This window comes from Vallitalea sediminicola (genome assembly GCF_054408565.1).
In genome coordinates this window covers 91,357-107,438 of sequence record NZ_BTPT01000037.1, presented here as the reverse complement: position 1 = coordinate 107,438, position 16,082 = coordinate 91,357, and the positions used below count along the sequence as shown (strand labels likewise).

At 30.7% G+C, this 16,082-nt stretch carries 13 protein-coding genes and 1 riboswitch; of the genes, 2 read left to right on the top strand and 11 right to left on the bottom strand.

Annotated elements, in window-relative coordinates:
- Positions 1 to 248 precede the first annotated feature (248 nt).
- The 9 genes from ACX6CF_RS16260 to ACX6CF_RS16220 form a co-directional block, all read right to left on the bottom strand.
- Positions 249 to 2,378: a neutral/alkaline ceramidase gene (locus ACX6CF_RS16260; protein WP_458786404.1), complete on the bottom strand. Its 2,130-nt coding sequence runs from the start codon at positions 2,376 to 2,378 to the stop codon at positions 249 to 251.
- 250 nt (positions 2,379 to 2,628) lie between these two features.
- Positions 2,629 to 4,368, bottom strand: coding sequence for an adenine deaminase (ade, locus tag ACX6CF_RS16255; RefSeq protein ID WP_458786403.1), 1,740 nt, complete (start codon positions 4,366 to 4,368; stop codon positions 2,629 to 2,631).
- A 250-nt stretch (positions 4,369 to 4,618) separates the two neighbouring features.
- Positions 4,619 to 4,720, bottom strand: a riboswitch (purine riboswitch).
- Positions 4,721 to 4,933: 213 nt separating this feature from the next.
- Positions 4,934 to 5,464, bottom strand: coding sequence for a GNAT family N-acetyltransferase (locus ACX6CF_RS16250; protein WP_458786402.1), 531 nt, complete (start codon positions 5,462 to 5,464; stop codon positions 4,934 to 4,936).
- A gap of 94 nt (positions 5,465 to 5,558) precedes the next feature.
- The gene (locus tag ACX6CF_RS16245) at positions 5,559 to 6,095 is read right to left on the bottom strand and encodes a 2-oxoacid:acceptor oxidoreductase family protein (RefSeq protein WP_458786401.1); all 537 of its coding nucleotides are present in this window, start codon (positions 6,093 to 6,095) and stop codon (positions 5,559 to 5,561) included.
- Positions 6,096 to 6,097: 2 nt separating this feature from the next.
- Complete coding sequence (locus ACX6CF_RS16240) at positions 6,098 to 6,835, bottom strand: thiamine pyrophosphate-dependent enzyme (RefSeq protein WP_458786400.1); 738 nt, start codon at positions 6,833 to 6,835, stop codon at positions 6,098 to 6,100.
- A 2-nt stretch (positions 6,836 to 6,837) separates the two neighbouring features.
- Positions 6,838 to 7,902 (bottom strand): 3-methyl-2-oxobutanoate dehydrogenase subunit VorB, encoded by a 1,065-nt coding sequence (locus ACX6CF_RS16235; RefSeq protein WP_458786399.1) that lies wholly within the window; start codon positions 7,900 to 7,902, stop codon positions 6,838 to 6,840.
- Positions 7,903 to 7,981: 79 nt separating this feature from the next.
- Positions 7,982 to 8,188, bottom strand: coding sequence for a 4Fe-4S dicluster domain-containing protein (locus tag ACX6CF_RS16230; protein WP_458786398.1), 207 nt, complete (start codon positions 8,186 to 8,188; stop codon positions 7,982 to 7,984).
- A 161-nt stretch (positions 8,189 to 8,349) separates the two neighbouring features.
- On the bottom strand, positions 8,350 to 9,018 hold the full coding sequence (locus tag ACX6CF_RS16225) for a hypothetical protein (protein ID WP_458786397.1): 669 nt from the start codon (positions 9,016 to 9,018) through the stop codon (positions 8,350 to 8,352).
- 530 nt (positions 9,019 to 9,548) lie between these two features.
- Positions 9,549 to 10,616: a branched-chain amino acid aminotransferase gene (locus ACX6CF_RS16220; RefSeq protein WP_458786396.1), complete on the bottom strand. Its 1,068-nt coding sequence runs from the start codon at positions 10,614 to 10,616 to the stop codon at positions 9,549 to 9,551.
- Between the two features lie 376 nt (positions 10,617 to 10,992).
- Between ACX6CF_RS16220 and dinB the strand changes: the two genes are divergently transcribed.
- A complete protein-coding gene (gene dinB / locus ACX6CF_RS16215; RefSeq protein ID WP_458786395.1) occupies positions 10,993 to 12,180 on the top strand; it encodes a DNA polymerase IV in 1,188 nt (395 codons plus the stop codon).
- A 274-nt stretch (positions 12,181 to 12,454) separates the two neighbouring features.
- Positions 12,455 to 12,883: a hypothetical protein gene (locus tag ACX6CF_RS16210; protein ID WP_458786394.1), complete on the top strand. Its 429-nt coding sequence runs from the start codon at positions 12,455 to 12,457 to the stop codon at positions 12,881 to 12,883.
- A 104-nt stretch (positions 12,884 to 12,987) separates the two neighbouring features.
- On the opposite strand, the gene ACX6CF_RS16205 is transcribed toward ACX6CF_RS16210, so the two are convergent.
- Positions 12,988 to 14,472: a sensor histidine kinase gene (locus tag ACX6CF_RS16205; RefSeq protein ID WP_458786393.1), complete on the bottom strand. Its 1,485-nt coding sequence runs from the start codon at positions 14,470 to 14,472 to the stop codon at positions 12,988 to 12,990.
- A gap of 18 nt (positions 14,473 to 14,490) precedes the next feature.
- On the bottom strand, positions 14,491 to 16,080 hold the full coding sequence (locus ACX6CF_RS16200; RefSeq protein WP_458786392.1) for a response regulator: 1,590 nt from the start codon (positions 16,078 to 16,080) through the stop codon (positions 14,491 to 14,493).
- Positions 16,081 to 16,082: the final 2 nt, after the last annotated feature.

The window sequence follows — 16,082 nt, the reverse complement described above, 5'->3', positions numbered from 1 at the left end:
CTTTACATAAATACCTCCTTATTTAATAAATATATTTTTTCAATATGAATATTTTTGATATAGTAGTTATTTGTTTAATTAATTAGAATATATCATAACCAGTATAATCCATTTGATAATGATAGTCAATATTAATTTCTAGAATTGAATTAAATTTTTATTTAATTAGGAAAAACCAAGTATTAGTGAATTAACTGTATTACATAAAAATAAGATGTTGACATATCAACATCTTATATATTCTATTATTAATGTATTTGGAATTCACTTGATAATCCATCAAAATGTATGATATCACCTGTCCATCCATTCTTATATGCACCATGGTGAAGAATTCTATATGTTCCTGGCAAGGTATCCTTAGGTATTGTCCATTCTACTTTTGCAAGAGAACTACCCCATACTGGATCTTTTCTTATCCACTTGTACTTAGTCTCCCAATCCCAATCATTAGCGATTGTTACCCATTCATTATCAACCTGTTTTTGAACTTCTAGATAAGTTGATTGAGTTTTCAAATCATTCTTGGGATGTCCAGTCCAGAATGAAACTGATACATTATCACCAATGTTATAATAAGAGTTTACATCTTCTTCAACTTCTCCAAAATCCTTCCCTATAGGAACATTATCAAGTACAACTCCTGTTTGGAAACACATTTGTTCATCTTTCAGATCTCTAGGTGTTGGACCTGGTTCAGTTGCAAAGTTATTTTTCATATCATCAGCAATTTCACGAAATTCTTGTAAGTAACTTGGTAATGTCCATTTTCCAAAATGAGTTGATGCACCTTCATAGTGCTGCATATCATATTCTTCCTGAGTAGCTACATAGCCGCTATACGCATTGGATAGTCCTGCTATAACAACGATATGGTCTATAGAAGAATCTTTGTCCATAGTTTGTTTTATAATTCTTTTTAACCTTCTTCCAGACATAGAAGTGAATTCTGCTGGAACTGCCACCATAACCAATTGACCAATCTTCACAATTTGTATAGGCAATATTTCTGGAGTCCAAGGATATGGCTCTCCTTTTCCCGTAGCAAAAAGTATAGGTTTTGGATAATGTTGCTCCCATAATTCTGGATATTTCAAGCCATTTACAGTATTAATTTCTGGAATTATATTAAGAAAACGTTGAGCAGTTTTTACCAGATTACATCCCTCTTCTATAGGATAATCATCAGCTGTCATTCCCTCGTGAAACATATCTATGTTGCTAGGTCCATCTTCTGCTCCGCAAGCAAATGAATATCCTATAGCTGCATCATACGTTGACATATGACCTGCTTCTGATATTTGGGTTGGCAACTCACTATTGCACTTATAATTAATATATTCTGGAGCAATACTTATATCTGAGAAATCAATGTATTTATGTCTATAATCTATATTTCCGTTTATAATAGTATTTGCAGTATTACTTAATTCAAGACCTTTCAGATACTGCTGTTCTCCTGCAAACTTAGTACTCTCAAAATCATTATTACCGTAACCTTGTTCTCCACCATTTATATTTGGAGAAATATCCCCACAATCACTCTGAGCAAAAGCAGCTACAAATGTTTTATCTGCCCTATAATCTGTTCCCATATCTTTTTCATATAAATAAGATGCATATCCTTTGTTATCACTTGATATATAATGATTCGTATTTCCCATCGATGTTGGATGTATAGGGAACCAATTGATGGTACCTAATAAATGTTCATCATTATTTTTGATATTAAGCATTATCATATCTCTATCAATATCATCTTGGAATATATCTCTCTCATCTTCATTATTATTGTTATAAGCTACTATGGATCTATTAATACTTGTTTCCTGAAGTGTAGATGAATTAATCTCAATATAACCTGGTTCAAGATTATTGTGAGCTCTTACTATAGAATTATATATACCTTCTACTATGCATTCATAATTTTCCTCTATATAACCATATGCTGAAATATTGTATAAAGCATAGTGAGAATGTCCAGCTGGACCACAGTGTGTATGAGTTGCACTTAACATAACGTTTTCATCTTTATATAAATCTCCATATGTCTGTTGCAATTTTCTCATTACACCCTGTTTCACACCCTGAAATATTTGTCCCAAATCTGCACTAACAAATATAGCTCTCTTATTATTAGTATTATCAACAATTATAAATGCTCTTGAACGAAGTCTCAGATGAATTCCTTCAGTTATTTGTTCATTGCTAGCATAACCCATCATAACTACTTCTGCTGCAGGTCCAGTGATATCATAGATACCTGTCCCAACATAGAAGTTTGTATTATCTTCTGCATATGTAACATTGTGAGTAGATATTGTAAGTAATGACATGACACATGATATGCACAAAAACTTTTTGAATCCTCTTAACATATAAATCTCCTCCTTGTCCTAGTAATATAATATATTCATATTTTCCACCCTTTATGAATATACCTTATATTCAAGGAGTTAATAAAATATTACTTTGGATTGATTATAATTTCATAAATATGTTTATTAATTTTCACTACCTTAAAAAGCAAATGTATTTTATAGATTCATTATATAATAAAAAGACTCAGAGATTTATTTCCAAGTCTTCTTGTCTTAATTAATAATGCATTATATAACTCTAAAAAAATTATTCTTTCACGTAGACATTAATGAAATCGAAGGTTGAAAAATCGAATAATCCTTTTTCACAAACTTTGATTTCTGGTATAACTACAAGTGACATAAACGAAAGTGTCAGTAATGGATTAACATCTACTTTTGGTGCAATTGTCTTAATCATCTTATTAAGGTTTTCTAACTCTTTTATTACAACTTTTGAATCCCTAGTAGTTATTAACCCACAGATTTCAAGGTTCAACTTAGCTAAAACTTCGTTATCCTCTACAACAACGATTCCACCCTGCATCTCTTCTATAGCTTCAATTGCCTTCAATATATCGTTATCGTTAGTTCCAACAACAATTATATTGTGTGAATCATGAGATATAGTAGTAGCTATTGCTCCTGACTCCAATTTCAACCCTTTGAGAATACCTTTACCTATGTTACCAGTTTTCCTATGTCTTTCAATCACTAGAATTTTTTGTTGATCTTTTTCTATATTTGGTTGAAAGTATCCTTGATCATCTGTTATGACCTTTTCAATAGATTTTTTTGTGACTACGCCATCATTGATAACTTCTATGACATTAGCTTTATGATGACCTTTCATATCAATAATAAGATCTTCTTTTTTTATGTCAGGAATATTAATAGAAGCTAGTAGCTTTTCTGGCTTATCACATATGTCTGTTGAAACTTCTTTAATTAGTTCTTTATTTTTAACTACTAACATACCATTTTTATAAACATCGATAATATTAAGATCCCTAATATTATCCACTAATGAAAAATCTGCAATATATCCTGGAGCGATTGCTCCTTTTTCACTTAGTTTATAACAACTACAGGTATTATAAGTAGCCATTGATATAGCTATTATTGGATCAATACCTGCCTTAATGGCTAATTTCACATTATGATTAACTCCACCAATAGTTACTAGTTCATCAAGATGTTTATCGTCTGTTGCAAAACATAATAACCTATGATTTCTTTCGTTAATACTAGGTAATATATTAGGTAAATCTTTGCAAACGGAACCGTATCTAACTAAAGTGTGGATTCCTCTTCTATTTCTTTCGATCAAATCATTTGCTGTTGTAGCTTCATGATCTGTTTTAATTCCTGCTGCTGCATAAGCATTTAACTTATCTATGTCAAATCCTGCACAGTGCCCATCAATTGTATAGTTTTTCATTTTTGAATCTTGCAATTTTTCTATCATATCTTCATCACAAGATATCACCGATGGAAAATCCATAACTTCCGCAAGTCCTATAACACTTTCTTCTTCATATAGATGTTTCAAATCTTTAGCTGTAAGAATTGCACCACCTCGCTCATAACTAGTGGCTGGAACACAAGAAGGTAGCATGATATTCACATCTAATGGGACATGTTTAGCCATATCTATCATATATTTTATTCCATCAATTCCGCTTACATTAGCTATTTCATGAGGATCAGCTATAATAGTCGTTACACCAAATGGTAATATCGCATTAGAATATTGAATTGGTGTAACCATAGAGGATTCTATGTGTAAGTGACCATCTACAAAACCAGGAATAATAGTTTTCCCTGTTCCATCAATCTCTGATATACCTTCACCTTTGTACTCACCAATCCCTACAAAATATCCATCTTTTATGGCTACATCTGATATATATGTATCTAGATTAAATACATCTACTATGTTTACATTACTAATTACTAAATCTGCTTTTATTTCTTTTGTTGCTGCTTTAATTCTATCTACAAGCATTACACAAGACTCCTTATGATAATTGTTAATTATTTTCGTTTACATGTAATTGAGAAGTTTCATAACAAAGTGGTGGTACATATTAACAATTTTTTAAAATAAAAAAACTTCCCATTTGGAAGTCCCTTAATTCATAGTAGATATGCATTGCATAAGTTTTAGTAAAATCAGGAAATGTCAATCAGTTTGTAGAAAAGTAATTTCCAAAATTCTATAAAGTACCTATTTATGAATAATAAATGGGTACTAACTAATTATACTATAAATTCGTAGTCCTGTATTTTATGGTTACAGGGTAGAGACTTCCTCACCATATTAGAGAATTTATACGAAACAATTATTTAATTATATTACCCTCAAACTAGTTATATCGTCTTGTTTGAGATTAATTTAACTATTGAATTATTAAATCTATGATATAGGTTGTAAGATATTGTATCATATTATCGCATTTTGTCAAGATGTCAATAAATGCCAATAAGAATTATTCTATTCAATTATCTAATTTCATCATTTACTAACCACATAATAATCATATTTAACATTCCCACCGTTTTTTTATTATTTATTTCATGTAATCTTCTTTTAGTAATCCCATTGCTATGATGTCATGATATCTGCCTTCTCTATAAAGCTCTTGACGTAAGACTCCTTCTTTCTTGAACCCACATTTCTCATAGCATCTCATTGCTCTATCATTGAATGAATAAACATCCAGTTTGATTTTGTTAATATTCATTTCGTTGAATATAAACCTGATTAGTACATTCATTGCATCTGTTCCGTATCCTTTATTCCAATACTCTTTATTTCCAATAAATATTCCTATTTCTACATTACTATTTTTCCAATCAACCTGGTTTATTCCACAACCACCAATATATATATTATCTTCAAGAGTTTCAATAGCAAAATTATATGTATCCTTCAATGCAGTATTACTTTCAAACCATTTTTCTTCATCTTGCAACGTAAATGGAAATGGTATTCCTGGATTAAGATTTTTCTTCAATTCTTTATCATTAATATATTTTTGTGCTGTTTCAACATCCGACTTCCTATATTCTCTTAACCTGATTTTTTTTCCTTCATACATAATTATTACTCCTCTCTTTTTTTGATTACCTTATGAAGTATTTCTTCCATATGGCTATATATAAAAAGGAGCTTTTTCAAGCTCCTTTTATTCATTACTTAACACATTCAGCTCCACGTTCCATAGCTTTTATATTAATTGGAATTAAATGTTCTTTTGATTTTCCTAATACTTTCTTAAGTGCCTCAGTAACTGAATCTATACTAACAACTTTGGTTAGTTCCAAGTAAGCACCAAGCATTACCATATTAGCTATTCTTGTGTTACCAAGTTCTACTGCAATCTCATTCGCCTTGATATAATATACATTTATATCATCTCTAGTTGCCTTTACATCTATTAGCGAGCTATTAATTAATAGATTACCGCCTTCTTTGACACTTTTCTCGAATTTGAATAATGATGGTTTGTTTAACATCATTCCTGCTGTAGCTTTTGTTACTATAGGTGATGCAACTGGTTTGTCTGACACTATTACATTACAATTAGCTGTTCCGCCACGCATTTCTGGTCCATAAGATGGTAACCATGACACTTCTTTTTTTTCAGTCATCCCTGCATATGTTAGTATTTGACCTATAGACATAACACCTTGACCACCAAATCCAGCAATTATTACTTGCTCTGTCATTGTTACTTCCCCTCCTTTTTAACACCCAAAGGATATACTGGAACCATGTTATCTTTAACCCAATCAAGTGATTCAGAAGGTGACATTCCCCAGTTAGTAGGGCAAGTTGATAACACTTCTATTAATGAAAATCCTTTGTTATTAACTTGATTTTCAAAAGCTTTTCTTATAGCTTTTTTAGCTTGTTTGATATGCTTCACATCATGAACTGATACTCTTTCTATGTAATATGCTCCATCCAAAGTAGCCAACATTTCTGATACTTTTATAGGTAATCCTGCAAGTTTTGGATCTCTTCCATAAGGAGATGTTGTTGTAACTTGACCAACTAGTGTTGTTGGGGCCATTTGTCCACCTGTCATTCCATAGATTGCATTATTTACAAAAATCACGGTAATATTTTCATTTCTTGCTGCTGCATGAACAATTTCAGCTGCTCCAATAGATGCTAAATCTCCGTCACCTTGATATGTAAAAACTATATTATCAGGTAGAACTCTTTTAATACCTGTTGCAACAGCAGGTGCACGGCCATGTGCTGCTTCATGCATATCACAGTCAAAATATTTATATGCAAAAACAGAACATCCTACAGGAGCTACCCCTATAGCTTTATCTTGTATATTAAGCTCATCTATAGCTTCAGCCACTAAACGATGTATTATTCCATGAGTACAACCAGGGCAATAATGAAAAGGAGTTTCAGTTAGGGCCTTTGGTTTTTCAAATACTACTTTCATTATTATACCTCCTTCACTATTTTTCTAATCTCTGCCATAATATCATCAGGAGTTGGTACCATACCACCTGTTCTGCCATAAAAATATACGTCTTTTTTACCGTTAACTCCAAGTCTAATATCTTCGATCATTTGACCTTTGCTCATCTCAACACTTACGAATGCTTTTACATGCTCTTCATTAGCGTATCTTTCAACAGATTTATAAGGGAATGGCCATAATGTTATCGGTCTAATTAATCCTACGTTGATTCCTTCTTCTTTAGCCATTTCAATTACACTCTTTACTATCCTTGCTGTTGTTCCATAAGCAGTTATAATTATCTCTGCATTCTCACAGTTGTATTCTTCAACTCTAACTTCTTTTTCCTCAATTAACTTATATTTTTTATATGTATTATCTACTTCTATTTCTAGTTCTGCTGGATCAATATATAATGAATTAATAATGTTAGGTTTTCTAGTTCCATCGCAGCCTGTTGTAGCCCAATCTTTTTTTGGTAAATCTCTTGCAGGTGGTTTAATGAATTCAACTGGTTCCATCATTTGACCTAACATTCCATCTCCAAGAATCATGACAGGATTTCTGTATAAATCAGCTACATCAAATGCTTCCATTGTAAGACTAACCATCTCTTGTAAAGTTGATGGAGCATATACAATTAGATGATAATCCCCATGTCCTCCACCTTTAACAGCTTGGAAATAATCTGATTGCGCTGGTTGAATTCCTCCAAGCCCAGGGCCACCTCTTACTATGTTGACTATTACGCAAGGTAATCCTGCTCCTGCTATATATGAAATGCCCTCTTGTTTCAAACTTATTCCAGGACTTGATGATGATGTCATAACTCTTGCTCCTGTACCTGCTGCTCCGTATACCATATTTATGGCTGAAACTTCGGATTCTGCTTGTAAAAAAACACCTCCGATTTTAGGTAATTTTTTAGCCATATATGCTGGAATTTCATTTTGTGGTGTTATCGGATAACCAAAAAAATATTTGCATCCAGCTTGTATTGCAGCTTCTGCTATGGCTTCATTACCCTTCATTAAAACCTTTTCCATTATTACTCCTCCGTTCTATACTCTTTAGGAACATTTCCTAAACAAAAATTTAAAGGCTTTATAATTATGTTACACATAATTATTTTTCTACTTTAATAACCACATCTGGACAAATAGTAGCACAAAATGCACAACCAATACATTCATCCATATCTGTAACTGTGGCGGGATGGTATCCTTTTGAATTAATCTTATCTTTAGATAATACCACTATCTTTTTAGGACATACTGTGGTACATAATCCACATCCCTTACATAACTCTTCATTAAAAGTTACCTTTGCCATATGTAATCTCCTTTCACCTAAGGAAACATCTAAATATTAATTCATCTTCATGTAATAAGATCAGATAAAATTATAGTTAAATGTTCCTGTAATTATTAATACTTCATAATCTAGCAAAAATACTTTAGGACAGCTAAATTTAATAAGCATATTAGCATATCCTAAAATTTGGGTTGCATAAATAAATCCATATAAAATAATTTATCTTTATGTTTTTCAGGTAAATCTACGGAAATATCTTTTTTAGCATTTATATAAGCTATGGATATGTTAGTCATATCCGATACGTTGTCTATTATTTTCTGACCTTGTAATATAATTTCTTCTGTTGTTTCGTAGGACAAATTAGTATTGTTAACTAAATCAGTTATCTTTAATCTTGATCTTAATTCTACTTGTTTCATTAGATTAATGATATCTTGTTCATTACTAGTAAACGGTCTTCTCGTGTTTATTACAAAATACATTTTGTAATCACAATCATCAAAATATCTTTTGAATTGCCCAAGACTAGTTGCCCCGTCTTCGTCGCCTCCTACATCAAAGAAAACATTGGTATTTTCCATGTTAAAAACACTATAGATAGATGCTGGTAATGAAGGTATATCCACATTCGTTGTCGCAAAATTAGGAGTTATAACCTTAATATTTTTCTCTTCTAATAAAGGTTTAACTTCTGCAGAACGAAAAAAAGGATTAACCACATCAACATCTACAAGTACCGTTTTCTTTCCTTGTTCAGCAGATCTTAGCGCTGAATTAATCGCCATTTCAGTCTTACCACTGCCAAAATTCCCTGTAAAGATAGAAATATTCAATCCCTTAACCATATTACGCTCCTTTGCTATAGTTCGTTTTCAATGTCTTTGTCAGAAAAACAGTTAGACACCAAGTAGTATTATAGGTTTTCAATAAATAGTTTGTGTTTTATACCATTTATACTTATATAATAACATATCAAAACTAATTTTCCAATAAAAATTGAGAATTAAGTCGTAAATACGCAACAATTTTTCTTTACTATTTTTGTGCATTTTTACTAATTTGCTAATGCATTGCAATAGTCCACCGCTCAGATACATTAATGTGGTAAATTGAAAAATATAACCTAAATTAATACTACTTTAAATAATAATAACATTAATAAATATAACAAACAAGATTTCTAGAAAACTTATTCCATGAATTTAGTTAATAAAGAAAATTATCAAAAGATATTCATTATCTTAATTTATCATATGTATTTGATTAATAATATTTATTGTCAATATTATGATTTTGATAGCAATTTACAATAGCAAAAAAGAAGGTTAATTAAAACCCTCTTTTTTTATATATACTTCATATTTTATTATTATAATTATTTTATTTCTTTTGCCCATCCGAAAGTATCTTCCACATTACCAGTTTGGATACCAGTAACTGTATCATAGATTTTTTGGGATACTTCGCCTATCTTTCCATCATTAATACCAATTACCTTACCGTTATAGTTAAGTTCACCTATTGGTGATATGACAGCGGCTGTTCCAGTTCCAAAAGCTTCTTCAAGTTTTCCTTCTTCTGCAGCAACATAGATTTCGTCTATTGATAGTTTTCTCTCACAAACAGGTATATTCCAAGTTTTTAATAGTTCAATAACAGAATCTCTTGTAACTCCTGCTAATATACTACCTTCAAGAGATGGTGTGATAACTTCTCCATCAATCTTAAAGAATACATTCATAGTTCCTACTTCTTCAACATATTTTCTTTCTACTCCATCAAGCCATAATACTTGAGAATATCCTCTTTCTTTTGCTTTCATTTGAGCTTTGATACTAGCTGCATAGTTTCCACCTGTCTTAGCGAAACCAATGCCACCTTTTACTGCACGAACATACTCAGTTTCAACCCATATTTTTACAGGATTGATACCTTCTTTATAATAAGCACCAACTGGACATAGTATAACCATGAACATATAAGAATTAGAAGCCCTTACACCTAGGAAAGGATCAGTAGCTATAATAAACGGTCTAATATATAAAGATGTTCCTTTTGGAGTTGGTATCCAATCTTTTTCTACTTTGATAAGATCGTTGATTGCTTGAAACATATCGTCTTCATTCATTTGAGGTATACATAATCTTTCATTAGTTACATTAGTTCTATGGATATTTTTATCTGGTCTAAATAAAAGCACTCTACCATCTTCAGCTTTATATGCTTTCATTCCTTCAAACATTTCTTGTCCATAATGAAAAACCATAGCGGAAGGATCTAAAGAAATTGGTTGATAAGGTACGATTCTTGGATCATGCCATCCTGTTCCTTCAGTATAATCCATAATAAACATATGATCAGTAAATTTTGTTCCGAATCCAAGATTATTGAAATCTGGTTTTTGCTTTAAATCTTTGGTTAATTCATATTTAATATTTAGCATTTGAATGCCCCCTTCTTAATATAAGGAATTTTTTTCCTATAATTTCATACTTAAGTTTTATTGATTTGAATATATATTGTCTTATTTTTAATAATATCATAAAACTAAGATAAATGTCTTGTTACTAATGGATTTTTAATTTATAAACATTATTGATTCAAAACACTTAACATAAGTAAGTTAAAGCTTAAGTAATTCATATTTTGCAAATTATTTAAAGTATATTATATACTCAATGATAGGCAAATGCAATATAATATCCAAAACAAAAAATATATTCATTCCAATCCATTTTTATGGTATCATTATAAAAGAACACACATTCGGGTTTGTAATCAATTTACAATTATATACCCATATAATAAGAGGGATAATTATGAGAACAATACTTCATATTGATATGAATTCTTTTTTTGCTTCTTGTGAGCAGGCTAACAATCCAGAATTGAAAAAAGTGCCTTTAATTGTTGGGGGAGATCCTCAGAAGAGACGTGGTATCGTATTAGCTGCCAGTTATGACGCTAAAGCTTATGGGGTGAAAACGGCTATGCCTATTTGGCAGGCTGTGAAGTTATGTCCTTCGGCTACTGTTGTGAAGCCGACACATAATCTTTATAGTAATATATCAAAAGAAATAATGGGTATCTTTGATGAATATACTCCTTTAAAACAGCAACTTTCAATTGATGAGGCATTTTTGGACATGACTGGAACAGAGAATCTTTTTGGTTCACCACAAGAGGTGGCTATAACTATTCAAAACCGATTACTGGGTGAATTAGATATACCTTGTTCAGTAGGAATATCGTCAAATAAATTGTTAGCCAAGATGGCATCTGATTATAAGAAGCCTCTAGGTATTACAGAGATTTATCCGAAGGATGTGGAAGAGAAATTATGGCATCTACCTGTAGGAGAATTATATGGTGTTGGTAAGAAAACTACTCTAGCACTTAATAAAATGGATATATCTACGATTGGAGATTTAGCTAGATGTCCAATGAGTGTATTGGAAACGATTGTAGGTAACAAGTATTCCTCAGAAATCCATAATTCTGCGAATGGTATTGGTAGTGATATCATCAATCCTAATGTAAAGAATGATATGAAAAGCATTAGTAATGAGATTACTTTTTCTTCGGATGTAAGTAATTTGGATGAACTTAAAAAGGAAGCTTTGCTATTAGCAGATTCAGTTAGTTGGAGACTTCGCAAACATATTTCAAAAGGTAAAACCATATCAATTAAAATAAAGTATAATGATTTTAATGTCATAACTAGAAGTATTACTATTGATGAACCTACGGATGTAACAGATACAATTTATAATATGGCGTGTAATCTGCTAGCCCATATACCATTAGATAGACCAATAAGATTACTTGGTGTTGGTATAGGGAATTTTGGCAACCAAGATTATAAGCAGTTATCTCTTTTTGAAAATGAGAAAAACACGGTAAAAAAAGAGCAAGTTGATAAATTAGTAGATGAACTTCGTGGTCGTTTTGGTTACAATTCTGTCAAAAGAGCTTCTTTAATAAATAGTAAATATAAGCCAAAATAGTTAGCAATTAATATAAATAATACACTCTTTCCCTCTAGACAAGCTTTTATTCCTAGCTCAATGCCATAGTGATTTTTTCCAGAACCTATGATGGTATCACAACAACGGTAAGCTCTACTATCGGCTATTATATTGATGAGAATGTAGTTGTTTACGGTGTAACAATGCATTTTTATAAGCTGATTTCATCAGATGTAAGACTTATACACTTATTACACGATTATGCTTTTACAAACGATTGAAACTATGCATGTTTCAAGGATAGGGAGGAATTATGAAGAATAAGACATTCAGATACTTATTCTTACTATTATTGATTGTGTTTTTTGTACATATCTATAGTATGATTTATGTTGAACACCTGAAAGCCTGGCCTGAGACTGGAATGGGTATGATGTCATCTATATCATATTTTAGCATGAAGCACTTTGCTACATTATTAATAAATATAGTTATGGGTACTTTATTTGGTCTAGAATCACTACTAAGGCATATGAGAATACAGGGTAAGTGGCACATTAACATTAGAAAGCTGTTACTTTTAGGAATCCCATTGCTTTTATTATCAATTGAGTACTTCAACTTCATTTTATTAAATGATTTGCTTAGGTTGGGAAATAGATATCTACTAGTTCCTGCCAGAGAACCTTTCTTTCGATTTATGCTTGGGTATGTAATAATAACATCGTTTCACAAAGATTGAACAATGTTATTATAGATAAAGAACAAATCAAATAATCCAGTTCCAATAAAAAGAGGGCTGTCGGAAAATTGACAGCCCTCAATAATTATGTTGTTTTCAATATCTTATAATAATTCCTTAGGGATTCTTATAGTAGTACTTGTTCCCTTTGCTACTCCACTTTCAATAGATACAATGTTATCACCAAAATATAGTACCAGCCTTTTTACTACATTACATACGCCCATACCTTTTGTATAATTTTTATTCAGTATTTTTTCATCTTCATATTTTAGTAGCGATTCTGCTTGTTCCTGTGTCATACCTATTCCATCGTCTTTTATCAATATATTGATATGGTCTGACTCATCTTTTAGCTCTACAGTTAGATGTCCTTTTCCTTCTTTCTGTTCCAAGCCATGAATCATTGCATTTTCAACAAAAGGCTGTAATATCATACTGGGTACCATAAAATCTTTGACTTTTTCATCCATATGAATATTATATTGAATCTTATTACCGAACCTGATCATTTGAATGTAAATATAGTTTTTTATTATGTTGAACTCATCTTCAAGGGTTACAACGTCATTAATTTTTTTTAGATTATATCTGAGTAGTTCACTTAAACTTTCTAACATCATCTTCGTTTGCTTAGCATCCTCAATATCTGCTAAAGTTCCAATTGAATTCAGTGTATTAAAAAGGAAATGGGGATTAATCTGAGATTGCAAGTAATTCAATTGAGACTGTTTTAATGAATTGGCCATTTCCAGGTTCTTTATTTCTTCTTGCTGTAATTTTTTTTGCATATCTGCCTTTTCATTAATCAGTTCCATTTGTTTTCTTAATTTTACCATCATATAATTAAAACAATCAATTAAGGTCTGTAATTCTCCACGTCCTTTTATTTTTACCTCAGTGGTATCGTAATTTCCTTTTGCGACTTTTTTAAGTTGTATAACCAATTGATGTATAGGCTTGGATAATCGTTGGGAAAACAAGTATGCTATTGTGAAGCAAATGATTGTAATAATTAATGTATATAAAAACGTCTGCCCTTCCTTATCAAGTATTACTTCTTTTAAATTAGAGTAGATTGAACTGACTACATTTAATTTCAATGTAATAATTGATTGTAATTCTTCCTGTATATAACTTTTGAGTCTTTCCAGTTCAGATAATAATTCATCTATATATATTTGCTCCATTTGAACATCATGATTTCTTATTATAGCATCACTTCTGGAACTAAAAGTAGCTATCATATTTTTCGCATCATAATATTTGTAATAGATTTCATTGTCAGTTGTACGTTCCATATGGTCTTCTATCTTTTTGATGACATTTTTCAATTTGTAATTATATTTTTCCAGATAATCATGATCTCCACTCAAGGTATAATTATCAATATGTGAATAGAGTTCATCTATCTCAACATATAAAGTATGAACTTGAGATAAATCCGTTAAGTGCATGTTAAAACTGAAGTAATTATTTTTCAAACTACTTAGAGATGTGAAATTAATGGCTAGCATGACTAATATAATTCCTAGAGAATATAAGGTCAATATTTTTCTAAAAGTTAGTTTATTATTGTTTCTTTTCATTTCATATCACCTAACCTATTATCTTTTATGTCTATATTCTTTCGGACTCATGCCTATATTTTTTTTGAATATCCTACAAAAATAATTGGAGTCTTCATATCCTACACGTTTAGATATTTCTTTTATCTTGAGATTTGTGTTTTTCAATAATTCTTTTGAGGCTTCTAAACGAAGTCCTATAATGTAATCAATAAAATTAACATTAAATTTGTCTTTGAACAGCTTACTGACATACTGGGAAGATAATTCAACCAGGTCTGCAACTTGATTTAGTGAAATATCTTTTGTGAAATTAGTGTTTATATAATCATATATATCCTTAATAATTTGAGTTTCATCTTGTTTTTTCATTTCATAAATTCTATCTAGCATATAATTTGTTATATTATATACCCATATTTTGACTTCATCAGATTCTTTAATGGTTGATAAGGCAGCTATGGTACTGGTAAAATTAATCATGTCATCTCTAACATTCAATTCAATCATCTTATGTTTGAGACTATAGATAAATTGGCATAAGTAATCTTTTAATACATTAAGATTAAAGCAATTATGAAATATATTCTCTAATATCTGTTCACAGAGAAGTGAACATTCCTCTTTGGAACCGATTTTCAATTTTCCTGTTAATTCTTTTTCTAATCTAATTGGATATTGATATAATATTTTCCCTTTATTTGATTTTTCAATATTGCAATAGTGATATATTGTACTTTCTTTAATCGCTCTTTGCAATGATTCCCAACTCTCCTTGTATGATTTTCCAAAGTTATTAGAATCCTGATAACAATTTCCAATTCCTAAGAATATATCTATTTTATCAATAATTCTTATTTTATATCTTAGATTAGCTGCTATTAGTTTAGATTCTTCTATTGTGTCTATATTGTTCTTCTCTTTTTGATATATGAAAATAACTATTGTATTACCAATAGGAGTTCCTAATATGAAAGAAGTCATGAATGGTAGATATCTTCTAACAGTGTTAATGATTTTTTCTCTATTTCTTCTTTTCATTATTGAACTATTAATATGTTTCATGTCATCATTCTGGAAAGATATCAGCATAAAATATCCTTTATATATCTGATACTGCAATACCTCCATATAATGATTTATTTCATCGGAATCAATAGTTCCTTCTATAAAAGCGTTCACCAATTCTTTTTCAATAACAGGTATAATGGATTCAATCTTTTCTTCTAAAGTTTTCTTTTGTATATCTCCCCTGGATTCTATACTTTCTAAGACTTTATTAATTTTATACACAGTATCTTTTGTAACAATAGGCTTTAATAGATAATTAACAATACCAATCTCCATAGCTTTTTGGATATATTCAAAATAATCATAAGCCGTCAGTATAAGTATATTGATATCAGGCATCATTGATAATATTTTTTGAGAAGCTTCTAATCCGTCCATCCCAGGCATTTTTATATCCATAATGACAATATCAGGGTGGTATTGTTCACATAATGTAATTGCTTGATTCCCACTCTCTGCTTCACCAACTACATCAAGATTACTAAAATTTTTTGAGATCAATGTTCTAAGAGCATATCTAGATAAAATTTCATCGTCTACAACTAGTACTTTATACATAA